The organism is Rhodococcus sp. 24CO (genome assembly GCF_050586165.1).
Taxonomy (GTDB): domain Bacteria; phylum Actinomycetota; class Actinomycetes; order Mycobacteriales; family Mycobacteriaceae; genus Rhodococcus_F.
On sequence record NZ_JAZFNF010000012.1, the window covers coordinates 120,094 to 145,762 of the forward strand.

Sequence of the window (25,669 nt, forward strand, 5' to 3'; positions counted from 1 at the left end):
ACAAGTTCTATTCTGTGAAGGCGTTCGTTCTCGAACCAGTCCGGTACAAAAATGTACCGGCGCCGAGTAGGAGCTGAAGCGATGCCAGCACTCCAGACCCCGCCCGCCTACGAGCTGTCCCATCTGCGGGCGCTCGAGGCCGAGGCAGTCCATGTCTTCCGGGAAGTTGCCGCAACTTTCGAAAAGCCGGTGCTTCTGTTCTCCGGTGGCAAGGATTCCGTGGTGATGCTCCATGTCGCGGCCAAGGCCTTCTGGCCGGCGCCGTTGCCGTTTGCCGTCATGCATGTCGATACCGGGCACAACTTCGACGAAGTGATCGAGTTTCGTGATCGAACCGTGGAGCGGTTCGGCTTGCGCATGGTGATCGCCAGCGTGCAGGACGACATCGATGCAGGCCGGGTCAGCGAGGAGACCGGCGTCGGGGCGAGTCGTAACCGCCTGCAAACTCACGCACTGCTCCGCGGAATTCGGGACGGAAAGTTCGACGCCGTATTCGGGGGAGCTCGCCGGGACGAAGAAAAGGCGCGAGCAAAAGAACGAGTCTTCAGTTTCCGGGACGAATTCGGCCAATGGGATCCCAAGATGCAGCGCCCGGAACTGTGGAACCTGTACAACGGCAAACACCGTAAGGGTGAACATATTCGGATCTTCCCGCTCTCGAACTGGACTGAACTCGACATCTGGCAGTACATCGAGAGCGAGCAGATCGACCTTCCCGGCATCTACTACGCCCATCGGCGTGAAGTAGTTCCGCGCGACGGAATGTTGTTGGCACGCACCCGTTTCCTCGAGCTCCGTGCCGGTGAAGAATCGTACGAGGCGTTGGTGCGCTTCCGGACGGTCGGCGACGCAACGTGTACCGGGTGCGTCGAATCCTCGGCCGAAACACCGTCCGCCGTAGTGGAAGAGGTTGCGGCGAGCCGTATTACGGAGCGCGGAGCAACCAGGGCAGATGACCGGATTTCCGAAGCAGGCATGGAAGATCGAAAGAAAGAGGGGTACTTCTGATGCCGCAACTCCTCCGAGTCGCGACGGCGGGCAGCGTAGACGACGGAAAGTCGACGCTCATCGGCCGATTGCTCTACGACTCCAAATCGATCTTCGAAGATCAACTCGAAGCAGTTGAGCGCAGTAGTCGTGAACGCGGTGACGAGTACGCCAACCTCGCACTGCTCACCGACGGCTTGCGCGCCGAGCGTGAGCAAGGCATCACTATCGATGTGGCACACCGATATTTTGCCACTCCGCATCGCAAGTTCATCATCGCGGACACACCCGGGCATGAGCAGTACACCCGCAATATGGTCACCGGTGCGTCGACGGCCGACCTTGCCCTTATCTTGGTCGACGCGCGCAAAGGTGTGCTCGAGCAAACGCGTCGGCATGCGTTTCTGTCGACTCTCTTGGGAATTCCGCACCTCGTGCTGTGCGTGAACAAGATGGACCTGGTGGGGTGGTCGCAGGATCGGTTCGAGGAGATCAAGGAAGAGTTCCGGCAGTTCGCGATCAAGCTTGATGTGCACGATCTGTCCTTCATTCCCGTATCAGCGCTGTTGGGGGACAACATCGTTGCGCGCACCGAGAACATGTCCTGGTACGACGGTCCGTCACTGCTGCACCATCTCGAGCAGGTGCACATCGCATCGGATCGCAATCTCATCGATGCGCGATTCCCGGTGCAGTACGTCATCCGTCCGCAGCAACAGACCGACGCAGATCTTCACGACTTCCGTGGATACGCCGGCACAGTAGCAAGTGGAGTCTTCAAACCGGGCGACGAAGTAGTAGTTCTCCCTTCAGGTTTCACTTCGACGGTCAAGGCTGTTCACGGACCGGGCGGAACAGTGATTGACGAAGCTTTCGCCCCATCCGCCGTCTGCATCGAACTGAGCGAGCACCTCGACGTCAGCCGCGGAGATCAACTGTGTCGGATCAACAACCGGCCACAGGTAGGTCAGGAGATCGACGCAATGATCTGTTGGCTCACCGACCAATCCACACTGTCGGAGAACAACCGGTACTCGTTGCTGCACACCACTCGTTCCACCAAGGCACAGATTGTGCGCCTCGACTACCGTCTCGATGTCAATACACTGCACCGGGACGAGAAAGCGGAGGCGCTGTCCCTCAACGAAATTGGGCGTATCTCGATCAAAACGCAGCAGCCGTTGATGTTCGACCCTTACCGTCGTAATCGTGTCACCGGCAGCTTCATCCTCGTGGACGAGACCACCGGAAATACCGTCGCAGCGGGAATGATCAACGGCCCGACGCTCAAGGATTCACACGTCGTCTGGCACAGTTCCGAAGTCTCCCGGGAAGAGCGCGCGACCGCAGGCGCCACCGTGTGGCTCACCGGCCTCTCGGCATCCGGGAAATCCACGATCGCAGTGGAACTCGAACGCAGATTGGTTGCGGCAGGTACCCCCGCCTACCGACTGGACGGGGACAACCTTCGACATGGACTCAATGCCGATCTGGGGTTCAGCGCCGAGGACCGCGCCGAGAACGTGAGGCGGGTGGGATCGGTGGCGCAGTTGTTCGCCGATTCCGGCGCAGTCGCAGTGGCCTGCCTGATCAGCCCGTACCGCGAGGATCGGGACCGCGTCCGCGCTGCTCACGAAGCCGCGGGACTGCGCTTTGTCGAGGTGTATGTCGATACTCCGATCGAGCAGTGCGAGGCCCGGGATCCCAAAGGCATGTACGCAAAAGCGCGGGCGGGGGAGATTACCGGCTTCACCGGCGTCGACGATCCCTACGAGGTCCCTGAACACGCCGAACTGGTAATTCGACCCGAAGACGGAACGCCTGCCGAACTGGCACAGCGAATTATGGAAGTGTTGGCCAGGTGAGCGAACCTACGCACAGCCGAACTGCCGACGCCGAGTTGGCGACGCAGTTGGCAGAAGCCGCCGGAGAGATCCTTCTCGGTATTCGAGCGGAAGGTCTCGGCGCCGGCGACGGCAGGGAATTGGGCCGACGCGGTGACAAAGCTGCTGACGTCTACATCCTCGACCAACTTGCTGATGCCCGTCCCGGCGACGCAGTCCTGTCCGAAGAATCCGCCGACGATCGCACCAGGCTCGAAGCCTCGAGGGTGTGGATCATCGACCCGCTCGACGGATCCAAGGAATACGGGATGCCCGCTCGCTCCGATTGGGCTGTGCACGTCGCGCTCTGGGAACGGGGACACGGCATCACTGCGGCGGCGGTGTCGCAACCAGCGCTCGGGCTGGTGTACTCGAGCAACGACGCAGTGTCGGACGCACCGGCCAACCAGCCACTTCGTATTGTTGTCAGCGGCTCGCGCCCGCCCGCGTTCACCGATGCGGTGGCGGCCGAGCTCGACGCAGAGGTTGTGCACATGGGCTCCGCCGGAGCCAAGGCAATGGCCGTCGTGCGCGGCGACGTCGACGCGTACCTCCATGCCGGTGGGCAGTGGGAATGGGATTCGGCTGCTCCCGTCGGCGTAGCCCAGGGCGCGGGCCTGCACTGCAGTCGCATCGACGGTTCGCCGTTGTTGTACAACGAATCTCATCCATACCTGCCCGACCTGGTGATCTGCCGACCAGAGCTGGCCGAGTCGATTCTGGGTGCAATAGCCAAGCACTCCACGGAGTCTGCCGTCAGCGGACGCGTCGCCATGGCGCGCGAGTACGTGAACGCGTTGCTCACTCACGACGCAACGAAGGTTCGCTTTGCTGCCGACGCGTGGCGCGTGGAGAACGGCCAACGAACCGGTGACAGCGGGGCTTTCATCAGCAGCGAACTCGAACAGGGGCAGCAGTACCGCGGAATTGTCGCCATACGTGAACTTGCGCTGCGTGAGTGGGGCGAGAGCGTCGTAGCGCGGTATCTGCTGGACCTCGGAACTGCGGGCCAAGCGCCGGCCGTCACGGTATTCGTTACCGAATACTTCGCGATACCGGCCGGTGAAATCGAAAGCATCATGGCAATCATCGAACCCCACCCGAAAAAGGATGACGCACAATGACACCCGACACTTTGGTCACCGAATTCTGCAAGGAATGGGCCGACGCGGACATCGCGAAGATAGTCGACTACTTCACCGATGACATCGTCTACCACAACATTCCGATGGAACCCGTGGTCGGGCGTGACGCCGTCCGAGCCTTCATCGAACAATTTGTCGGCGCCTTCGGCAACATCGACTTTCAGACCAAGCGTCAGATTGCCACCGGCGACGTAGTCATGAACGAGCGCGTCGACGTCTTCAGCATCAACGGCGCAGAGGTCGCACTGCCGGTGATGGGTGTGTTCGAAGTCCGTGACGGGAAGATCAGCGCCTGGCGCGACTACTTCGACATGGCGCCGATCACCGCGGCAGCCGGCCAGGGCTGATTGTCCTTACGTCAGAATCGGGTGGGGATAGTCCGGTGAGCGGTGCTGGAATCGGGTGATGGCCGGATTCACGATGACGCCGTCACGGATTTCGATGGCCCGATCCAGAGTCTCGTCTGCTTTCCAGGCCGTCTCGCCGGCCATGACGGAAGGTAGGTACGGGAGAAGTGATTCGCTGATCTCCCACGACGCGGAGTTCCACAGGTACGACGGGCTGTGATCGACGCCGTAGTAGGTGATGTTGTCACCGACGATGAAGGTCGGCTCCGCAAACGAGGTGGGGCGTGCCCAGCTGAAGCCCATTCCTTCGTCGCACGACACGTCGACGATGAGGCTGCCGGGTTGAAAGTTCACGAGGTCTTCCTCAGTGAGAAACGTCAGTGGTGTGTCCGTGTTCTGCAGTACACAATTGACGACGATGTCGTGCTCGGCGAGGAACCCGGGGACCGGCACGCTGTGATTGTCGAGCATCACGTGGCTGCCGCGGACATCGCCGTTGTTGTTGTCGAACGAGACCATCCGAGCCGAGTGGATGGGGGAGCTGACGGCGGTGACTCCGCGTTGGGTCAGCACGTCGACTTCATGGATGCCGTGCGCCTTGAGCGCTGTGACGGCGCCGCGGGCGGTGGCGCCGAAACCGATGACGGCAGCGGTGAGACGGCGTCCGTAGTCGCCGGTGGACCCGATCAACTGCAACGCATGGAGGACCGAGCAGTAGCCGGCCAACTCGTTGTTCTTGTGGAAGACATGCAAGTTGAAGGATCCGTCGCTGTGCCAGTGATTCATGGCCTCGAAGGCGATGAGGGTCAGCTTCTTGTCGATCGCGATCTGGGTCAGTTCGGTGTCCTGCACACAGTGTGGCCAGCCCCAGAGCACCTGGCCGGTGCGGAGTTCGGTGAGGTCGCCCGCCAACGGTTTCGGTAGAAGAACGACGTCGGTTTCCGCCAAAATTTCCTTGCGCGTGCGGATTCCGGCCACCAGGCCCGCGAGGGAATCGTCGGAGTACCCGAAGGCATGCCCGTAGCCCTCTTCGAGGTAGATGCGCGCGCGAAGTTCAGCGTCGATCCGATCGAAATGGGCAGGGTGGATCGGCAACCGGCGTTCTGCCGGTTTGCTCGACTGTCCGATGACTCCAAGGGTGCGTACGTTGTTCAATTGTGTATCTCTCGATAGGAGCAGGTAGAGATGTCAGGCAGGAGCCTGAGGGAAGAGCAGAAGCCGCAGGAACGCTGGCAGAATGCCTGGGCCAGGACCGCTTGAATGCGTGCTGGGTGCGCTGCTGTCGATCGCCGACGGCATCAGAAAAGCGCGTCGGTACGAGGTCAGTCTAGCCGTGGTCGTTCATTGCCTGGGGTTCGGGCATGCGGCGGTACGTTCGAGTGTGTGAAGGCTACTGCTCGCGCAAGTGTGAATTCAGCACGGCCAGTTGAATTTTGCTGGCATCCGAGTGCACTTCGCGCCCTTTGTCGGTGACGTCGATGAAAACTCCGCGCCGGTCGGCTTCGCAGAGTGCTCGTTGAACGAGGCCGGCCTTCTCCAAACGTGCGACGCTGCGGGAGAGCGCGCTGGGGCTCAAGTACATCTCCGAAGCCAGATCCTGCATGCGTGGACGGTCGCACGACGTGTCCATCAGTCGGTCGAGCGCTTCGAAATCGCTCATGCTCAAACCGTGCGCCGATTGCATCTGGCGATCGAGTTCGCACGCAATGTCGTTGTAGCTGCTCGACAGCGAGCGCCACGTGCTGCGTAGTTCCGATTCCGACGTCACGACCGCATCCTAGTCGAAGGCTCAACTACTTGCAATTGCATTAAATGCTTGTGCATTAAGTGCATGTGCATCTATTCTCGCTGACGTGACTTGCACAGACTCGACACCACACTCACTCGACTCAACGGAATCCCCGGGTTCAACGGAATCTCCGGATCTCGCCACAGGGGAGGGCTGGTCCCCCAAGCTCTGGGGCATCCTCGCGGTGCTCTGCCTCGTGTTGTTCCTCGACGGTCTTGATGTGTCGATGGTGGGCGTCGCGCTACCGTCCATCGGCACTGAACTGGGCCTGTCCACTACCTCGCTGCAGTGGATCATCAACGGATACGTACTCGGATTCGGCGGACTACTGCTGCTCGGCGGGCGCACTGCCGACCTGCTCGGACGCCGGAAAGTGTTCCTGATCGCGCTGACGGTGTTTGCGATCGCCTCGCTCGTCGGTGGTCTCGTCGACAACGGAACACTGCTGATCGCCTCACGATTCGTGAAAGGGCTCGCTGCCGCTTTCACCGCTCCGACCGCGATGTCCATCCTCACCACGACGTTCAAAGAAGGTCCGGCACGTAACCGGGCGCTGTCCGTGTTCTCGGTATTCGGTGCCAGCGGCTACTCGTCCGGACTGATTCTCGGAGGCCTGTTGACCAGTGCCGGTTGGAGATTCACGTTTTTGATGCCGGTGCCCTTTGCCGTCATCGCGCTGATCGGTGGGTACTTCCTCATTCCGCGGGACCGTCCCGCGGACAACGGGGGACACGACCTGGTTGGCGCCGTCACCTTGGTGACGGGAATGCTGCTCACGGTCTACACAATGGTCTCGGCTCCGACCCGTGGTTGGGCGCACCCGATGACCTTGGGGTCGTTTGCCGTGGCAGCGGCACTCTTGGCAACGTTCTTTGTCGTGGAGAAGAAGGTGGCGCATCCGCTTGTGCGCCTTGGACTTCTGCGCGTCGGCAGCATCGTCCGCGCGAATCTCGCCATCATCGCGCTCTTCGGGTCCTATCTGAGCTTCCAGTTCATGATGACGATCTTCCTGCAGTCCGCCCTCGGCTGGTCGCCCCTGAAGATGGCAATGGCGCTGCTTCCCGCAGGCATTATCGTGGCCTTCGGTTCGCCGTTTGTCGGACGATTGGTGGATCTGTACGGCAGTGCGACACTCATCATCGCGGCACTGACGTCGCTGAGTGTCGGATACCTGTGGTTCCTGTTTGCCGGCAGTGATTCGCCGTCGTACGTCGTGGCGATTCTGCCCAGCGTCATTCTGCTCGGACTCGGATTTGCGTTGGGCTACACCTCGATCATGGCTCAGGCTACGTCCGGCGTCGACGACTCGGAGCAGGGTTTGGCCTCGGGTCTGGTGAACACGTCCGCTCAGGTCGGTGCGGCCCTTGTACTTGCACTGACGACCGCCCTCGTGACCGCTGGGTCGCATACCGCGACGGGCGCGGGGACTGCTGGGTTCGAACAGTTCCATCCCGGGCTGATCCTGGTCACCGGTGTTGCGCTGGTGGGCTTGGCTATCACCGTCTCGCCGATGGTGCGTGGAAAGCGCACCGAAGCGGAGAAGGAGTTGGCGCCCGTCTCCTGAGCAAAAAAGTTCAGCCGCGCAGGAATTCTCCTGCGCGGCTGAACTATTTTCGATCGTGACTAACGCGAAGCGGACCCCAACGCACTGTCGAAGTCGGCGGTGCTCGCCTGTGAACCGAGGATCATGGCCAGGCGTACCAACATGCCTTCACGATCAGCTGGTTCGGCCTGATCGAGGGCGTTGGAAAGTGCCAACCAGACGTTCTCGCGACGGGCTTCATCACCGACTGCCACGGTTGTCACGGTCGTTGCCGCGTCGAAGTGCGTCGGCGCGGTTCCGGCGGTGAGATGCTTGGCCACGTCGCCCAATTGCGCGGGATCGCTGATTCGGCAGAGCACCAAGCCGTCGGGGCGGATCACGAAGATCTCGCCGACGCGAGCACCGAGGGCGGATGCAAGGTCGCCGCGAGTGTCGTCGATCGTGGCGTCGGCACCGCCCACGGTGATCACCCGCACGGTTTCCGGTGCAAGTGCGCGAGCAAGAACATCGGCCTGCGCGCCGAGTTCGGACGCCAATTCAGCAGACAGTCCGAACGCCAGCAGGCCGAATCCCGTACCGCGCAGACGATTCAAGGAGGTTGCCGAGCCGTCCACCGACACCTCGACGAGCCGGTCTTCCAGCGGATCGCCGGGCAGAACGCCTTCGGTGCCCGGCGCGGTCGGCCACGTCAGCGGCGAGAGGTGGGCGTGCGTAGCGCTCGACTGGCGCGGATTGATCAGGTGCGCGAATTCGCCTCGAGTGGTGGCGAGTTCGAGCACCGCGTCGCGGGTGGTTCGGTGTCCGTGGCTGCCCGGGGACATGATGAGCGTCGACTTGCCCGCATTGTCGACGTTCTGCTGCCACGCGCTGCGACGTTCCGTCGAATACGCGTCGAGGATGGCGGTGTCGGACGCTCCGTTGATGACGGAGGCCAACTGCCACACCAGGGTTTCGGCGTCTTCCATGCCGGAGTTGAGGCCACGAACACCGAAGATCGGAACGAGATGTGCTGCGTCACCGGCAAACAGGACGCGGCCGTGGGTGAAATCTTCCAGGGCCAAGGCGTGAGCGCGGTAGAAACCGAACCATTCGAGGGTCCACGGGATGTCGCTCTGCAGCCATTCGAGGTGGCGGGTGATGCGGTCGCGGATGCGATCTTCCTGCGTCTCTGCCGCTGGATCGTCCGACGCGTCGAGCTGGTAGTCGATGCGCCAGATGTCACGCGGCTGGCGGTGCATGATGATCGTGGAACCCGGGTTGCTGGGCGCGTCGAACCACACCAGGCGTTCGGCCGGTAGTTCCGATTCCCAATGGATGTCCGCGATGACGTAGTTGCCCTCGTAGCTGTTGCCCTGCAGGCGGATTCCGCTGAGTTCGCGCATCTTGCTACGGCCACCGTCAGCGGCCACGACCCAGGCGGCACGCAGTTCGCGAGTTCCGAACGCGGTGTCGACGGTCAGCGTCACCTCGTCGTCGCTGCTCGAGATGCCTGCGATCGACGACGACCAGTGGAAGTTCACGAGGGGGTGAGCCAGCAGCTTGTCGGTCATGATCTGCTCGAACTCGGACTGCGACACGTTGACCATGGGGCCGCGTGCGTCGTGATCGGCGGACGCCATCCGGAAGTGTAGTACTTCCTGATCGCGGTAGTAGCTCCGCCCGCCCACCCACGGCAGGACGATGTCTTCGAGTTCCGCGCCGAAGCCAAGACGCTCGGCAACTTCGAGGCTGTGCCGGGAGACGCAGATCGCGCGGCTGCCGAACGAGACCTGATCTGCCGCTTCGAGAATCGTGACGGGAATGCCGCGCTGGGCCAAGCCCATGGCAACGCCCATGCCGACGGGACCTGCGCCGACGATCACTACCGGAAGCGCGTCGGCCGACGGAGCCAGGGAGGCAAAATCCTCGGGAGCGTACTTCTTCGGATGAAAGTAAGTCGACATGATCACGAGGCTTTCTGTGCGGCAGAAGGTTCGGGGAGCAACAGGATCGAGACGAGGCTGATCACGGCGATTCCCACGAAGTAGACGGTGATGGCAAGCGACGTGCCGAATCCCGCAAAGAGCGCGGTGGCGATCATCGGGGCCAGGCCGCCGCCGAGGATGGCGCCGATCTGGTATCCGAGCGACGCGCCGCTGTAGCGGATGTGGGCGGGGAACAGTTCGGCGAACAGCGCGGACTGTGGGCCGGCGCAGCAGCCGAGTGTGAATCCCAGGCCGATCATGGCAAACAACATCGCCGGGATGATCGCGGTATCCATGAGCGGGAAGAACGCTGCCGCGGCAACGACCAACGCGATGGAGCTACGGATGTAGACGGTTCGGCGTCCGATCGAGTCCGACTTGTGCGCGCTGAACGCCATTCCCGCCATCCAGAAGGGGCAGGACGCGATGAGCAGGAACAGCATCGTTGTCTTGCTGAATCCGAGTTCCTTCTCGCCGTACTTGAGGACGTACACCATGTACGCGTACGCAATTCCGTTGGTGGCGATGAAGGTGCCACCGGCGAGCAGCACGGTCTTCCAGTGCTTGGTCAGCACCTCGAGGATCGGCAGTGTCTCGGCGGGAGCGTCGTCCTTGGACGCGGTGAACTCGTCACTTTCCTCGAGCCCGAGTCGAATCCACATCGCGACGCCCACCAGAACAGCGCTGAGCAGGAAGGGAATTCGCCAACCCCACGCGTTGAAGCTGCTGTCGTCCATGAACGCGGCGAGCGGCAGGTAGACGAGGTTGGCCATCAGCACACCGGCCGGAACGCCGATCTGCGGCGCTGCGCCGTAGAGGCCCTTCTTGCCTTCGGGTGCGTTTTCGGTCGCAACCAGGACAGCTCCACCCCATTCGCCGCCGACGCCCAGGCCCTGGATGAAGCGGAACGTCACGAGGAGGACGGGCGCAAAGACGCCGATCGCGTCGTAGTTCGGCAGCAGGCCGATGGCAACGGTTGCGCCGCCCATTAGAAGCAGTGAGAGCACGAGCATGGACTTGCGTCCGATGCGGTCGCCGAAATGTCCCATCACGATTCCGCCGATGGGGCGCGCGATGAAGCCGACCGCGAGTGTCGCGAAGGCGGCCAAGGTTCCGGCGAGCTCGGACGTGCCGGGGAAGAACTGGGTGCCGAGTACGAGCGCCGCAGCGGTGCCGTAGATGAAGAAGTCGTACCACTCGATGGCGGTGCCGACAAAGCTGCCGAGGGCGGCTTTGCGCGCTTTGGCGCTCGCGGCAGCGCGCACCGTAGGCGGCGTGGCGGTGGAGGTCATGAGTTGCCTTTCGACATGAATAGCGCTTGAAGACACAATGACGCGCGCCACAACACTTGAAAAGCTAAAGAATTGGAGGTTCTTCCACGGAAAAATGATGGAATGGGAGGTTTGTCCTGGTCAGGTCGTTATTGCCGATCGTCCTTATGTGAAACGAATTCTATAAAACTTCGTGCCACTCGACTCAAGCGTGCGGCCTGGTGCCAGGCCAGCACTACGTCCACCGAAGGAACTGCCGGCGATCCGATCGTTTTCACGACTACCTCGAGGCCCTCGTACGTAATGTCCATCTTCGGGCGTTGGAGCAGGAGCGTCCAGCCGAGACCGCGCCCGACAAAGGCTCGCGCCGTCTCGAAGTTCCCGGTTCGGTAGGCGACGTCCGGGACAAACCCGCCGAGGCGGCACACGTCGAGTGCGTGTTTGGTGCTCGGTGGCGCGTTGAGGAGGACCATCGGAAACGCGGCGAGATCAGGGAGATGAATGGGGTGCTCCGACCCCGCCAACGGGTGCTCGGCACCCAGGACGATCAGCGGTTGCCGGGTGGTCAAGGGAATCGTGCGCAGTTCAGATGAGAGATCCAGGTCGTACGCGATCGCAAGATCCAACTCGCCGTTTTCCAGATGGGTCTGCAGTCGGTTCTGGTTGTCCTCGCGAAACTCCACCTGTGTTGCCGGGTAGGCGCGTGTGAAGCCGGCGATCATCGACGGCAGAATTGTCGGCCCCAACGCCGGGTAGCACCCGATCGCAATGGGCCCGGAAACGGTGCCGGCGGTTCCGAGCGCGTCGGACTCGAGTTCGTCGGCTTGTTGCAGAAGGGCGCGGGCGCGCACCAGAACGGATTCGCCGGTGCGAGTGAGCTGAACGCCGAATGATCGACGACGAACGCACAGTTGAACTTTCAGGGCGCGTTCGAGCTCGGTGATGGAGGCGGACAGTGCCGAGGGGGAGAGGTGCATGAGGTCGGCTGCCGCGGTGATGGTTCCGGTCTCTGCCACCGCCACAAACGCAGCAAGCTGACGCATCGTGTAGGTCGGGGCAGAATCGCGGCGCGGCATGCTGCCAACGGTAGTCGCTTGGAAATGAGGCACCGAGAAATGTGGCACCGAGACGCGCAACCGGTAAGAAAACCTGCGCTGTCGTGGTGCCCCCGGCAGGATTCGAACCTGCGGCCTTTCGCTCCGGAGGCGAACGCTCTATCCCCTGAGCTACGGGGGCGCACCGATGAAAATCGGTGTGCCGACTTGGGCTGCGTTAGCGTAGCGCATCACACCCGCATGTGGTCAAACCGGCCCCACAGAAGGGTGTGTCGAGCGTCGGTAAGTAAGACATCCGTGCGGTTTGCACCTAGGCTCGCCTCTGGGCACAGGTTCGGGCGGACCGCTCGGGCACCCTCGTGAAGTACGGGAGTCGACGATGACCGATCACCAGTATTCCGACGACGATCTCGAGCTGGACCTGCAGTGGTGGGCAGCAGCGAACTATCTGACCGTCGCGCAGATTTACCTGCAGGACAACACTTTGCTGCGAGAACCGTTGCAAGCGAAGCACATCAAACCCAGGCTACTCGGGCATTGGGGGACCAGTCCGGGCCTGTCGATGATCTACACATTGCTGAATCGGCACATCGTTGCCACCGACGCGGATTGGCTGTACGTGACGGGGCCGGGACACGGCGGACCGGCATTGGTCGCGTCGACGTACCTGGAAGGAACGTACTCGGAGATCTATCCCGACATACCGGCGGACGGCGAAGGCATTCATCGGATGTGCCGACGGTTCTCGGCTCCAGGTGGCGTGCCAAGTCACGTCAGCGTGCAGACTCCCGGCAGCATTCACGAAGGTGGCGAGTTGGGGTACGCACTCGCACACGCGGCGGGCGCCGCGTTCGACCATCCGGACCTGTTGGTGGCATGCGTCATCGGTGACGGAGAGGCGGAAACGGGACCGCTGTCGGGATCGTGGAAACTCCCGGCTTTTCTCAACCCGCGCCGCGATGGAGCGGTGTTGCCGATCCTGCACGTCAACGGCGCCAAGATTGCGGGACCGACGGTGTACGGACGCAGTAGCGACGAGGACGTCAAGGCGTTTCTCAGCGGCCAGGGGTGGGATCCCGTTGTTGTGTCCGGAGACGATCCCGGCGCGGTCTTCCCGGAGTTGTACCGAGCAATAGTCAATGCTCACAACATGATTCGTGACCGGCAGGCAAAGGCGCGCGGCGGCCAGGCGTGGTCGGGTAAATGGCCGGCGATTGTCCTGCGCACGCCCAAGGGGTGGACCGGGCCACACACCGTTGACGGGAAATTGGTGGAAGGCACCCACTGGGCGCATCAGGTGCCGCTGTCGGGAGTGCGCACCAACGAAGCGCATCTGCGCCAACTCGAAGAATGGATGCGTTCCTACCGGCCGGACGAGTTGTTCGACGCAAACGGATCACTGCGACCCGACCTGGCTGCGTTGGCGCCCGCCGGCGACAAGCGGATGGGCAGCACGCCGTACGCCAACGGTGGGCGCCTGCGCGTCGACCTTCCCGTGCCGGCCCTCGAGAAGTACGCGCTCCCCATTGAATCGCCCGGTTCGACGTTCCACGAGACCACGAGGGTTCTCGGAGAATTGCTCCGAGACGTCTACGCCGCCACCGAAACCGACGACGGGGGTGGAACCTTCCGACTCTTCTGTCCGGACGAGACGTCGAGCAACCGTCTCGGCGCCGTCTTCGAGACAACCGAGCGTTGTTGGCAATTGCCGATCACCGAGTTCGACGACGGACTCTCCCCAGACGGGCGAGTCATGGAAGTGCTCAGTGAGCACCTGTGCGAGGGTTGGCTCGAAGGCTATCTGCTGTCCGGCCGGCATGGAATGTTCGCCAGCTACGAGGCCTTTGCGATGGTGAGCGTCTCGATGCTCATCCAGCACGCCAAATGGCTCCAACACGCAGTCGAATTGCCGTGGCGTGCTCCGGTGGCATCACTCAACGTACTGCTCACGAGTACGTGTTGGCGTAACGATCACAACGGTTTCAGTCATCAGGGCCCGGGAATGATCGACGCCGTGATTCCCTTGGCGCCCAGTGTGATCCGGGTGTGGCTGCCGCCGGATTCCAATACGTTGCTGTCGATTTCGGATCACTGCCTGCGCAGCACCGATCACGTGAATCTGATCGTCGTCGACAAACAGCCACATCTGCAGTACCTCACGCTCGAGCAGGCGCACGCGCACTGCGCTGCCGGTGCTTCGGTGTGGGAGTGGGCGGGAACAGAAGTACACGGCGAAGAGCCGGACGTTGTGCTCGCGGCAGCGGGAGACGTTCCGACACAGGAAATTCTTGCCGCAGCCCAGCTACTCCGCGAGCACACGCCGGACTTACGGGTGCGGGTTGTCAACGTTGTCGACCTCATGGCGTTGCTGACGCCCACCGAGCACCCACACGGATTCGGTGAGCGAATCTTCCTCGATCTGTTCACTGCGCAGACCGACGTAGTGTTCGCCTTCCACGGCTACTCCCGCGCAATACACGAGCTCATGCACGGGCGGCCGTCGCCGGAGCGGTTCCACGTTCGAGGATTCAGCGAACAGGGAACCACGACAACACCGTTCGACATGGTGGTCCTCAACAAGATGAGCCGCTACCACCTGGTGATCGAGGCACTACGACGCTCGAAGCGGCGAACGGCCGGATCCCCGGAGCTGGCGGAATTCTGCCGGACGCAGCTGGAAAAGCATTCCCGCTACATCGTCGAATACCTCGAGGACATGCCGGAAGTAGAAAACTGGACCTGGTCCTGAAGTAATTTCAGGACCAGGCCCAGTTCGGGTCGGAGAAGAGCCGGATCAATTCATCGGCAGGGGAGCGGCTCCGCGCGCGGCCAGCATGCTGGTCATCAGTGCGGACTCGCTTTGCTGCGTGTCGACCATCGTCTGTGCGAGGGACCGCACGGGGCCCTCGGTGGCGTCGGCTGCGGCGTACTCCATCATCGGCAGACCGCCCTCGTGGTGACGCAACATCAGCTGCAGGAACAGGACGTCGAGTTCGGTGCCGGACGCGGCGCGCAGTGCGGCCAAGTCCTCGGGTGACGCCATGCCCGGCATGGTGTCGACCGGGCCCGAATGATCCATGTCCATAGTGCTCGAGGTCCCGTGCGATGCGTGGCCGGAGCCCGAATCGGACGACATCCACTCCATGTACGGGCCGACCTTGCTGAGCGGCTGGTCCCACATCGTCAACCAGGCCTGCATCTGGCCGAGCTGATTCTGCTGCGTGGTCAGGATGTCGTAGGCCAACGTGCGTACGTCGTTGTCGGTGGACTTCGTCAGCGCGATGGACGCCATGTCCACGGCCTGGCTGTGATGCACGCTCATGTCCTGCGCAAAGCCCACATCTACCGAGTCCGATGCCGGGACTGTCAGTGAGGACTCGGCGTCGGGACTCAACAGGTTGGTGAGCGCACCAAGGGCGAAGCCGATCGCGATGGCGCCGATCAGCCCGATGATCAGCAGCGCGGTGCGCTGACTGGGCTTCGACGGCTGGTCTGTGCCTGGCACGTTATCCACCCGCGGGAATCTGCTCGTCGGTAGCTGCCGTGGTGCCTGCCCCGTCCATCGGAACGGCGTCGGGACCCGGAGCGGTGGGATCGAACGGCGAGGTTTCCGGGCTGAACAGCGGGTTGGAGCAGCTGGCGCCGACCTCGGGATAGGTGTTCGGGTTCTGGTTCAGCGCGGTGATGAACTGGTCGATGCGCTCGTCGTCGGCGTTGTCGACCTCGAGGCGATGGCCCCACGACTGGAGCGAGATGGGGCTGCTCTGACCCGGGTACGGCGACATCAGCATGTAGGACTTGCCGTTGACGCGCGTCGCCAAGCTGTCGATCTGGTCCTGGTCGACAAGATCGGGGTTGTACGAGATCCAGATGGCGCCGTGCTCGAGGGAGTGGACCGCGTTTTCGGTCCGGATCGGGTCTGCGTACACGGTGCCGGTGCAGTTCGCCCAGGTGGAGTCGTGGGGTCCACCGAACGGCGGGGTCTGGTCGTAGGCCACGCGCTGCGTCGCCTCGACGTGCTGACCGGCCGGGTACTCGATCTTGAGGACACCGTCGATCTTGTCCGACGGATCCTTGTTCTCCGAGCTGTACTTATAGGGCTCCAGTGCCTGCTGCTCCTCGACCTTGGGCCACAGATTGATGCCGAGCACGGCGATGAGTGCGAGCACAGCTACACCGGCGCCGATCGTCAGCCACGGGATCTGGCGAGGGGCGGGAACGCCTCCCTTGCCTTTCTTGGCCGGGCGGCCACCCCTGTTGGCAGCCTTGATGGCTTTGGCTGATTTGGCCCCGGATTTGTTCTTGGGACCACGACTATCCGAACCGCTTGGCATCGATTGGGCTCTTTCGGTGTGTGGGCAAATATGCAGCAGACCCTCCCGTCGGACGTACGTGACGGTAGCTCGGGCATTACCACTGTACTTTCCGAGTCTGAGGGCAATCTGGGAGAGTGGCGTGCGACACGCCCAAATCGGTCGTCAGCCTACCCGCAGGCGGCCGGGCGTGAGGCGAGTCTCCACCTCGAGTGTGCAGGCAATAAGATGAATACCTGTGACTCCAGCTGACCTTGCCGAACTGCTCCGCGGAACCGCTGCGAGCGTCCTAGCCGAACGCGGCCTCGACGTCTCGGTGCTCCCCGAAACCTTGACAGTCGAGCGTCCTCGCAACCCCGAGCACGGCGACTACGCCACCAACATTGCCATGCAGGTAGCCAAGAAGGTCGGCACGAATCCGCGCGAGCTGTCGGGCTGGCTTGCCGAAGCCCTCACCGCAGCCGAAGGAATCGAATCCGCCGAGATCGCCGGACCGGGCTTCCTCAACATCCGGCTGGACAAGAACGCCCAGGGCGCGATCGTCGTGTCGGTTCTCGAAGCCGGTCCGTCGTACGGCTCGGGCGATTCCCTCGCAGGCAAGAAGATCAACCTCGAATTCGTCTCCGCCAATCCCACCGGACCGATTCACCTCGGTGGAACCCGTTGGGCCGCAGTCGGAGACGCGCTCGGACGCATCCTGTCCGCGCAGGGCGGCCTGGTCACACGTGAGTACTACTTCAACGACCACGGCGCCCAGATCGACCGCTTCTCGCGTTCGCTGATCGCCGCGGCCAAGGGCGAACCGGCACCCGAGGACGGCTACGCCGGCGCCTACATCGCCGACATCGCACGGACCGTTATGGAGCAGCGGCCGGACGTTATGGACCTGCCTGCCGACGAGCAGCAGGAAACCTTCCGCGCCATCGGCGTCGATCTGATGTTCACGCACATCAAGCAGACGCTCCACGACTTCGGTGTCGACTTCGACGTCTACTTCCACGAGAACTCGCTCTTCGAATCCGGCGCGGTCGAAAAGGCAGTCGAATCCCTGAAAAGCTCGGGCAATCTGTTCCACGAGGACGGTGCCTGGTGGCTCAAGAGCACCGACTACGGCGACGACAAGGACCGCGTTGTCATCAAGAGCGACGGCAACGCTGCCTACATCGCCGGTGACATTGCTTACTTCCAGGACAAGCGCGCCCGCGGCTTCGATTTGTGCATCTACATGCTCGGCGCCGATCACCACGGATACATCGGCCGGCTCAAGGCCGCCGCTGCCGCATTCGGTGACGACCCGGACACCGTCGAGGTTCTGATCGGACAGATGGTCAACCTCGTCAAGGACGGCTCCGCCGTCAAGATGAGCAAGCGCGCAGGCACCGTCATCACCCTCGACGACCTCGTCGAGGCCATCGGCGTCGACGCGTCGCGTTACGTCATGATCCGCTCGTCCGTCGACTCCAGCATCGACATCGACCTCGACCTGTGGACCAAGACCAGCAGCGAGAACCCGGTCTACTACGTCCAGTACGCACATGCCCGCCTCTCCGCGATCGCCCGCAATGCCGCAGACCTCGGACTCTCTGCCGACGCGAGCCACCTTGCCCTGCTCACGGTCGAGCAGGAAGGCGATCTCATTCGCACGATCGGCGAATACCCCCGCGTCGTGTCCAGTGCGGCGAACCTGCGTGAGCCCCACCGCATCGCTCGCTACCTCGAAGAACTCGCAGGTGCGTACCACCGCTTCTACGGCGCGTGCCGCATCCTTCCGCAAGGCGACGAAGACGCCACCGACGTGCACCGCGCGCGTCTGGCACTCTGCGCCGCCACCCGACAGGTCCTGGCCAACGGCCTCGAACTGCTCGGCGTGACCGCACCGGAGCAGATGTGAACGCGCACCCCGCCGGCCCCAAGCATGCCGAGCAGTTGCAGGCCCCCGGCTTGCCCGACCGTCCCACCAGCCCCGAGGCTTTCGGTGAACTCTCGCCGCAGGTGTGGCCGCGCAATGCATCTCGCGGTGACGACGGTGAAGTGACCCTCGCGGGTGTCAAGGTCAGCGAGCTTGCCGAGAAGTACGGCACCCCGCTGTTTGTCATCGACGAGGACGACTTCCGTTCGCGCTGCCGCGACATGGCGCGAGCGTTCGGCCCGGATGCCAAGGTGCACTACGCATCCAAGGCATTCCTGTGTGGTGAGATCGCACGCTGGGTCGCCGACGAAGGCCTGTCACTCGACGTGTGCTCCGGCGGTGAATTGGCGATCGCGTTGCACGCCGATTTCCCGGCCGAGCGAATTGCCATGCACGGCAACAACAAGTCCGTTGCCGAATTGACGGCCGGTGTTGCTGCCGGTGTCGGTCACGTCGTCCTCGACTCGGCAGTCGAGATCGAGCGACTCAACCGTGTTGCCGGTGAAGCTGGAGTTGTTCAGGACGTCCTGATCCGCCTGACCGTCGGTGTCGAAGCGCATACCCACGAATTCATCTCCACCGCACACGAAGATCAGAAGTTCGGATTCTCGTTGGCCGGGGGAGCGGCAATCGACGCAGTGCGTCGGGTCTTTGCCGCCGAGAATCTGCGCCTCGTCGGACTGCACAGCCACATCGGCTCGCAGATCTTCGACGTCGACGGCTTCGAGGTGGCAGCCCATCGCGTCATCGGCCTGCTTCGCGACGTCGTCGCGGAGTTCGGCGTCGCGAAGACCAAGCAGATTTCGATCATCGACCTCGGTGGCGGCATGGGAATTTCGTACATCCCGTCCGACGACCCGCCGCCCGTCGACGAACTCGCAGCCAAGCTCGGCCACATCGTTCGCAACGAATCGGCACTGGCCGGGCTGCCCGAGCCCACACTGGCGGTCGAACCCGGCCGCGCCATCGCCGGACCCGGCACGGTGACGCTCTACGAGGTCGGCACCATCAAGGACGTCACGGTGGGCAGCGCACTGACACGCCGCTACATCAGCGTCGACGGCGGCATGAGCGACAACATCCGTACATCGCTCTACGGTGCGGAGTACGAAGCCAAGTTGGTGTCAAGAACATCCGAGGCCGATCCCGTTGTTGCACGTGTTGTCGGAAAGCATTGCGAATCCGGTGACGTCGTCATTCGGGACACCTGGATGCCCGAGGACGTCGGACCTGGTGATTTACTTGCGGTAGCAGCGACCGGTGCATACTGCTATTCGATGTCGAGCAGGTACAACCTGCTCACCCGCCCAGCCGTGGTGGCGGTGCGTGACGGAGTTTCACGCGTGATTCTGCGGAGGGAAACAGTGGAAGATCTGCTCAGCTTGGAGGTATCGCAGTGACGAGCCAATCGGCGCATCGCGCTATCGGTGTGGCCGTTCTCGGCCTCGGTAACGTCGGAAGTGAAGTTGTCCGCATCATTCGAGAGCAGGCCGAGGAGCTCGAAGCTCGCGTCGGCGCTCCGTTGGAACTGCGGGGAGTTGCCGTTCGTCGTGTCGGCTCCGACCGCGGAATTCCCGAGGACATGCAGACGACGGATGCAGAATCTCTGGTCGCCCGCGAGGACGTGGACATCGTCGTCGAGGTGATCGGCGGAATCGAGCTGCCGCGAAAGCTGATCCTCTCCTCGCTCAATTCGGGCAAGTCCGTCATCACCGCCAACAAGGCGTTGCTCGCGGACCACACCGGTGAATTGGCCGAAGCAGCCGAAGCCAACTCGGTCGACCTGTACTTCGAGGCGGCTGTTGCCGGCGCGATCCCGGTCATCCGCCCGCTGACGCAGTCGCTCGCCGGCGACCGGGTCAACAAGGTTGCCGGAATCGTGAACGGCACCACCAACTTCATCCTCTCCGCGATGGCCGAAACGGGCGCGGACTACGAGGAAACCCTCGCCGAAGCCGGCCGCCTCGGATATGCCGAAGCGGATCCGACAGCTGACGTCGAAGGCTACGACGCCGCAGCAAAGGCCGCGATCCTCGCGTCCATCGCGTTCCACACCCGCGTCACCGCCGCCGACGTGTACCGCGAAGGAATCTCCACCATCACCTCCGCGGACCTGGCGTCGGCGAAGGCACTCGACTGCACGATCAAGCTGCTCTCGATCTGCGAGCGGATCGTCACGCCCAAGGGCAAGGAGCGGATCTCCGCGCGGGTCTACCCCGCACTGGTTCCGCTCACTCACCCGCTCGCCACCGTCAACGGCGCATTCAATGCCGTTGTCGTGGAAGCGGAAAACGCCGGCCGGCTCATGTTCTACGGCCAGGGTGCAGGCGGCGCCCCCACCGCTTCCGCGGTGATGGGTGACCTGGTGATGGCGGCGCGCAACAAGGTTCACGGAGGCCGCGGCCCCCGCGAATCCAAGTACGCCAAGCTCAAGGTCGCTCCGATGGGCGACATCCTCACGCGCTACTACGTGAACATGGAGGTGGCGGACAAGGAAGGCGTGCTGTCCGCAGTCGCCGCCGAGTTCGCGAAGCACGGCGTGAGCATCTCCGTCGTCCGTCAGGAAGGTGCCGGAGCCGGCGCCCGCCTGGTGGTCGTCACTCATGTAGCAACCGACGCGGCTCTCTCCGACACCGTGGCGGCCCTCAACGAACTCGAATTCGTCACCGCTGTGACCAGCGTGCTGCGACTGGAAGGCACTGAACAATGACCGGCATCGTCAATCCCGTCCACAAAGCTTGGCCGGGACTCATCGAGGCATACCGGGATCGTCTGGCAATCGGCGACAACTGGAAGACCGTCACCTTGCGTGAGGGCGGAACCCCGCTCCTGCCGGCCGGTCATCTCTCCGAAATCACCGGTTGCGACGTCTACCTCAAGGTCGAGGGCCTCAACCCCACCGGTTCGTTCAAGGACCGCGGCATGACGATGGCCGTCACCGACGCCCTCGCTCGTGGCCAGCGCGCCGTGCTCTGCGCCTCCACCGGCAACACCTCCGCCTCCGCTGCCGCCTACGCAGCCAAGGCCGGTATGACCTGCGCCGTCCTGATCCCGCAGGGCAAGATCGCCATGGGCAAGCTCGCACAGGCAGTCATGCACGGCGCCAAGATCATTCAGGTCCAGGGCAACTTCGACGACTGCCTCGAACTGGCACGCAAGACCACCGCCGAGTTCCCGACCATCGGTCTCGTCAACTCCGTCAACCCGGTGCGTATCGAAGGCCAGAAGACCGCGGCATTCGAAATCATGGACGTCCTGGGCAAGGCTCCCGACGTCCACGCACTCCCGGTCGGAAACGCCGGAAACATCACCGCGTACTGGCGCGGATACTCCGAGTACTACGCGGACGGCCTGACCACGGTCAAGCCCCGCATGCTCGGCGTTCAGGCAGCCGGAGCCGCACCGTTGGTCCACGGCGCGCCCGTCAAGGATCCCGAGACAATCGCCACCGCAATCCGGATCGGTTCTCCCGCATCCTGGAACGGCGCTGTCGCGGCCAAGGAAGAGTCGAACGGCGCATTCCGCGCCGCAACCGACGAGAAGATCCTCGAGGCCTACCGTCTGATCGCTGCCACCGAAGGCGTTTTCGTGGAGCCGGCGTCGGCAGCCAGCGTTGCCGGGCTCCTCGCAGCCCGCGCCGAAGGATGGCTCGAGCCCGGACTGACCGTCGTGTGCACCGTGACCGGCAACGGCCTCAAGGATCCCGATACCGCTTTGAAGGGCATGCCCAACGTCGAGCCCATCGGTGTCGATCCCGTTGCCGTTGCGGCTGCCCTCGAGCTTGCATAGTGTCCGTGGACTCGTCAACCACTCCGCGGAATCCGGTATCTGACATGACCAGAACCCTGCCTGTCGGTATTTCGGTGACTGCACGCGTCCCGGCCTCGAGTGCAAACTTGGGGCCGGGGTTCGACACCCTCGGCTTGGCTCTGGGGCTGTACGACGAAATCGTGGTCACCACAACGGATTCCGGCCTGAACATCCAGGTCGAAGGTGAGGGCGCCGCAGATGTGCCTTGGGGCCCTTCGCATCTGGTCGTTCGGGCCATCGAGCGCGGACTCGAAGCTGCCGGCGTGTGGGCCAGTGGCCTGGATGTGCTGTGCCGCAACGCGATCCCGCATTCGCGTGGTCTCGGTTCGTCCGCGTCGGCGGCCGTGGGTGGACTTGCTGCCGCAAACGGATTGGCCCGTGTGCTCGACGCCGAGATCGGTCTCACCGACGAGCAGTTGGTCCAGCTGTCCTCCGAGTTCGAAGGACACCCGGACAATGCGTCGGCGAGTGTCCTGGGCGGCGCAGTGGTGTCGTGGAGTTGCCCGTCCACGGTCGATAGCGACGAGCCGATCTACTCGGCCGCAAAACTCGACGTTCATCCCGATATCCATGCAGTAGCACTGGTTCCGGAAGAACGATCCTCCACCGCGCACACCCGCGGACTGCTCCCCGAGATGGTTCCGCACCAGGATGCGTCGTTCAACGCAAGCCGCAGCGCTCTGGCCGTCGTCGCTCTGACAACGCGTCCGGATCTGTTGATGGCAGCCACCGAGGATCGTCTGCATCAGAGCCAGCGCGCTCCCGCGTTGCCGTTGACAACACGATGGATCTCGATCCTTCGCGAAGCCGGTATCGCGGCCACCGTTTCCGGCGCCGGCCCCACCGTGCTCGCGCTGAGCACGGAACCGTTGCCCGAGCACCTGGCTGATGCGGCGCGCGCCGACGGTCTCCGGGTTCTCGAACTCGAGATTGCTTCCGGCGTCGAGGTTCGTCCGACCCTGGACTGAGTTGGCTCCCGGCCGGTTGCCAGGGAAGTGAAGTGACACACGCGGGTTTCGGATAATCTTGCCGGACTCGTGGATCGGCGCTATCCTGGCAATGTCCGTACATCGTGCGCGTCAGTCGCCGGTGCATCATCAAGGGGCCAAACTCCTACCCAGTCGGGAATTGGGGTCCACAATCCTTGACGTGATCCTCGCACTTGTACCTTCTCGGGAAGGTCTGAATCCTCGACGGCACAATCCGTCGATGTTTCGTCAGTCGCGGCAGGTGTGCGACAGCATGTCTGTTTGAAACAGGGGCGGTTCGAGCACCGGTTTCCGACGGCCATGTTGATGACGGGCAAGCCGGTAGTTCTTGACATGCAACTCTCGACATGCAACTAAGTACGGCACCTCCGAGTTCGGTAATCAATCGAAACTTCGGGACGAACCCTCGACTCTGCGCCGCGCAAGTGAGGGAAGGAAAGGACCTCCGTGACCGATACGGACCTCATCGCCACCACTGCACCCAAGGCGAATTCCGCTGGGGCGCAGTCAGGCGACAATTCTCAGGCGTCATCTTCAGCACCCAGCGGTGCGGTGGCGACCTCCACGAAGCGTGCCGACGCACGTCGTGGCGCCGGGCTCTCCGGCATGGTGCTCACCGAACTGCGCAGTCTTGCCGGTGAACTGGGCATCAAGGGCACTTCCGGGATGCGCAAGGGCGACTTGATCGCCGCGATCAAGGAACGTCAGGGCGGCAGCGCCAAGGCGGCACCCGCTCAGAGTGAACTCACGCTCGACGACGCACCGGTTACCCGCACACGCGCCAAGAGCACTCGCACCGCGCGCACCGAAACTGCTGAAGCTCCGGCTGCTGTCGAGGCTCCCGTAGCCGAGCCCGCCGCAGCACCAGCCACGCGTAACGACACGTCCGAAGAAGCCGAGGCGGGAGCGCCTCGTCGTGGCCGTCAGCGCCGCGGCGCTGCACGTCGCGCCGGTTCACCCGATCAGGGTGAGCTGAACATCGAGCAGGAGTCGGCACCGGTTGCGGTCGCACCGGCAACTGAAGCACCCGTCGAGCGTAAGCAGAACGAGCGCACTGAGACCCGGACCGATTCCGATCAGTCCGGCTCTGCCGAGCAGACCACCGAGCGTCCCCGCCGCGAGCGCAACAACCGCGACAACCAGGGTCAGCGCGACAACCAGGGACAGCGCGACAACCAGGGTCAGCGCGACAACCAAGGTCAGCGCGGTAACCAGGATCGTCAGGATCGCGGAAACCAGAGCAACGCCGGCCAGAACAATGCGGGCCCGCGCACTGACAACCGCAACAACGGTCCGGACGACGACGAAGAGGGTGGCCGCGGGCGTCGCGGACGCCGCTTCCGTGAGCGTCGTGGCCGCGGTCGCGAACGCGGCGAGGGTGGTGCACCCAACGAGTCACGCGAGACCGAGATCCGCGAGGACGACGTCCTGCAGCCGGTAGCCGGCATCCTCGACGTACTCGACAACTACGCCTTCGTGCGTACGTCGGGATACCTCGCCGGACCCAACGACGTCTACGTCTCCATGAACCTGATCCGCAAGAACGGTCTACGCCGCGGCGACGCCATCACCGGTGCTGTCCGCGTATCCCGTGACGGCGACCAGAGCAATCAGCGTCAGAAGTTCAACCCGCTGGTGCGTATCGACACCGTCAACGGTGGCGACGTCGAGGCTGCGAAGAAGCGTCCCGAGTTCAACAAGCTCACGCCGCTCTACCCGAACCAGCGTCTGCGTCTCGAGACCGAGCAGAACATTCTGACGACGCGTGTCATCGACCTGGTGATGCCCATCGGTAAGGGCCAGCGTGCCCTCATCGTGAGCCCGCCCAAGGCCGGTAAGACCAGCGTGTTGCAGGCGATCGCCAACGCCATCGCGACCAACAACCCGGAGTGCTACCTCATGGTCGTCCTCGTGGACGAGCGTCCCGAGGAAGTGACCGACATGCAGCGCAGCGTGAAGGGCGAGGTTATCTCCTCGACCTTCGACCGCCCGCCGGGAGACCACACCTCGGTCGCCGAGCTCGCCATCGAGCGTGCAAAGCGTCTCGTGGAAATGGGCAAGGACGTCGTGGTCCTGCTCGACTCGATCACTCGATTGGGTCGTGCGTACAACAACTCGTCGCCCGCGTCAGGACGCATCCTCTCCGGTGGTGTCGACTCGACGGCTCTGTACCCGCCGAAGCGATTCCTCGGTGCTGCCCGCAACATCGAGCACGGTGGCTCGCTCACCATCATCGCTACCGCGATGGTCGAGACCGGTTCCACCGGCGATACCGTGATCTTCGAAGAGTTCAAGGGCACCGGCAACGCCGAGCTCAAGCTCGATCGCAAGATCGCCGAACGTCGTGTGTTCCCGGCTGTGGACGTCAACCCGTCCGGTACGCGTAAGGACGAGCTGCTCCTGAGCCCCGACGAAGCCGCTGTGCTGCACAAGCTGCGTCGTGTCCTGTCCGGACTGGACTCGCATCAGGCCATCGATCTGCTGATCGACCGTCTGAAGAAGAGCAAGAACAACCTCGAGTTCCTGATGCAGGTCTCCAAGACCGCACCGGGCGCAATCGACGACTGATCTTCAGTCACGAAAGAAGAACCCCACAGCCCGCGTGGCCGTGGGGTTCTTCGCGTCCGTGGAACAAATTGACGGGGGAGTGCGTTATGGAATTCG

19 protein-coding genes and 1 tRNA gene are annotated in these 25,669 nt (G+C 63.1%); 12 read left to right on the forward strand and 8 right to left on the reverse strand.

Features of this window, described 5'->3' with window-relative positions:
- Positions 1–81: 81 nt before the first annotated feature.
- From cysD to V2B23_RS26665, 4 genes are read left to right on the forward strand one after another with little or no spacing between them, the layout of a single operon-like run.
- Entirely contained in the window at positions 82–1,008 is a 927-nt protein-coding gene (gene cysD / locus V2B23_RS26650) for a sulfate adenylyltransferase subunit CysD (RefSeq protein WP_430953054.1), read from the forward strand.
- Entirely contained in the window at positions 1,008–2,852 is a 1,845-nt protein-coding gene (cysC, locus tag V2B23_RS26655; RefSeq protein ID WP_430953055.1) for an adenylyl-sulfate kinase, read from the forward strand. The genes cysD and cysC overlap by 1 nt, the downstream gene beginning before the upstream one ends.
- The gene (locus tag V2B23_RS26660) at positions 2,849–3,994 is read left to right on the forward strand and encodes a 3'(2'),5'-bisphosphate nucleotidase CysQ (RefSeq protein ID WP_430953056.1); all 1,146 of its coding nucleotides are present in this window, start codon (positions 2,849–2,851) and stop codon (positions 3,992–3,994) included. The genes cysC and V2B23_RS26660 overlap by 4 nt, the downstream gene beginning before the upstream one ends.
- Complete coding sequence (locus V2B23_RS26665; protein WP_430953057.1) at positions 3,991–4,362, forward strand: limonene-1,2-epoxide hydrolase family protein; 372 nt, start codon at positions 3,991–3,993, stop codon at positions 4,360–4,362. Before V2B23_RS26660 ends, V2B23_RS26665 begins: the two co-directional genes overlap by 4 nt.
- Positions 4,363–4,368: 6 nt before the next feature.
- Here the strand turns inward: V2B23_RS26665 and V2B23_RS26670 are convergent, their stop codons facing one another.
- Positions 4,369–5,517 carry a N(5)-(carboxyethyl)ornithine synthase gene (locus V2B23_RS26670; protein WP_430953058.1) on the reverse strand — a complete coding sequence of 383 codons (1,149 nt, stop codon included), beginning with the start codon at positions 5,515–5,517 and terminating at the stop codon, positions 4,369–4,371.
- Between the two features lie 235 nt (positions 5,518–5,752).
- Positions 5,753–6,130 (reverse strand): MarR family winged helix-turn-helix transcriptional regulator, encoded by a 378-nt coding sequence (locus tag V2B23_RS26675; RefSeq protein WP_430953059.1) that lies wholly within the window; start codon positions 6,128–6,130, stop codon positions 5,753–5,755.
- Between the two features lie 85 nt (positions 6,131–6,215).
- Here V2B23_RS26675 and V2B23_RS26680 point away from each other — a divergent pair, with 85 nt between their 5' ends.
- On the forward strand, positions 6,216–7,715 hold the full coding sequence (locus V2B23_RS26680) for an MFS transporter (protein WP_430953060.1): 1,500 nt from the start codon (positions 6,216–6,218) through the stop codon (positions 7,713–7,715).
- A 59-nt stretch (positions 7,716–7,774) separates the two neighbouring features.
- Here the strand turns inward: V2B23_RS26680 and V2B23_RS26685 are convergent, their stop codons facing one another.
- The 4 genes from V2B23_RS26685 to V2B23_RS26700 form a co-directional block, all read right to left on the reverse strand.
- Entirely contained in the window at positions 7,775–9,637 is a 1,863-nt protein-coding gene (locus tag V2B23_RS26685) for an FAD-dependent monooxygenase (RefSeq protein WP_430953061.1), read from the reverse strand.
- Between the two features lie 2 nt (positions 9,638–9,639).
- Positions 9,640–10,950: an MFS transporter gene (locus V2B23_RS26690; protein WP_430953062.1), complete on the reverse strand. Its 1,311-nt coding sequence runs from the start codon at positions 10,948–10,950 to the stop codon at positions 9,640–9,642.
- A gap of 128 nt (positions 10,951–11,078) precedes the next feature.
- A complete protein-coding gene (locus V2B23_RS26695) occupies positions 11,079–12,005 on the reverse strand; it encodes a LysR substrate-binding domain-containing protein (protein WP_430953063.1) in 927 nt (308 codons plus the stop codon).
- A gap of 84 nt (positions 12,006–12,089) precedes the next feature.
- Positions 12,090–12,165: transfer RNA gene (locus V2B23_RS26700), tRNA-Arg, on the reverse strand.
- A 198-nt stretch (positions 12,166–12,363) separates the two neighbouring features.
- On the opposite strand from V2B23_RS26700, the gene V2B23_RS26705 reads away from it, so the two are divergent.
- Positions 12,364–14,733, forward strand: a complete 2,370-nt coding sequence (locus V2B23_RS26705; protein ID WP_430953064.1) for a phosphoketolase family protein — start codon at positions 12,364–12,366, stop codon at positions 14,731–14,733.
- A 45-nt stretch (positions 14,734–14,778) separates the two neighbouring features.
- On the opposite strand, the gene V2B23_RS26710 is transcribed toward V2B23_RS26705, so the two are convergent.
- Both V2B23_RS26710 and V2B23_RS26715 read right to left on the reverse strand, forming a co-directional pair.
- On the reverse strand, positions 14,779–15,489 hold the full coding sequence (locus V2B23_RS26710) for a DUF305 domain-containing protein (RefSeq protein WP_430953065.1): 711 nt from the start codon (positions 15,487–15,489) through the stop codon (positions 14,779–14,781).
- A 1-nt stretch (position 15,490) separates the two neighbouring features.
- Positions 15,491–16,318, reverse strand: coding sequence for a DUF3105 domain-containing protein (locus V2B23_RS26715; protein WP_430953066.1), 828 nt, complete (start codon positions 16,316–16,318; stop codon positions 15,491–15,493).
- A gap of 217 nt (positions 16,319–16,535) precedes the next feature.
- Between V2B23_RS26715 and argS the strand changes: the two genes are divergently transcribed.
- The 6 genes from argS to rho all read left to right on the forward strand — a co-directional run bounded on the left by argS (position 16,536) and on the right by rho (position 25,573).
- Positions 16,536–18,188 carry an arginine--tRNA ligase gene (argS, locus tag V2B23_RS26720; RefSeq protein ID WP_430953067.1) on the forward strand — a complete coding sequence of 551 codons (1,653 nt, stop codon included), beginning with the start codon at positions 16,536–16,538 and terminating at the stop codon, positions 18,186–18,188.
- Positions 18,185–19,606, forward strand: coding sequence for a diaminopimelate decarboxylase (gene lysA / locus V2B23_RS26725; protein WP_430953068.1), 1,422 nt, complete (start codon positions 18,185–18,187; stop codon positions 19,604–19,606). Before argS ends, lysA begins: the two co-directional genes overlap by 4 nt.
- On the forward strand, positions 19,603–20,916 hold the full coding sequence (locus V2B23_RS26730; RefSeq protein ID WP_430953069.1) for a homoserine dehydrogenase: 1,314 nt from the start codon (positions 19,603–19,605) through the stop codon (positions 20,914–20,916). The genes lysA and V2B23_RS26730 overlap by 4 nt, the downstream gene beginning before the upstream one ends.
- Entirely contained in the window at positions 20,913–21,995 is a 1,083-nt protein-coding gene (gene thrC / locus V2B23_RS26735) for a threonine synthase (protein ID WP_430953070.1), read from the forward strand. The genes V2B23_RS26730 and thrC overlap by 4 nt, the downstream gene beginning before the upstream one ends.
- A gap of 44 nt (positions 21,996–22,039) precedes the next feature.
- Positions 22,040–22,984: a homoserine kinase gene (thrB, locus tag V2B23_RS26740; RefSeq protein WP_430953071.1), complete on the forward strand. Its 945-nt coding sequence runs from the start codon at positions 22,040–22,042 to the stop codon at positions 22,982–22,984.
- A 468-nt stretch (positions 22,985–23,452) separates the two neighbouring features.
- Complete coding sequence (rho, locus tag V2B23_RS26745) at positions 23,453–25,573, forward strand: transcription termination factor Rho (RefSeq protein ID WP_430953072.1); 2,121 nt, start codon at positions 23,453–23,455, stop codon at positions 25,571–25,573.
- The last annotated feature ends 96 nt before the right edge of the window (positions 25,574–25,669 follow it).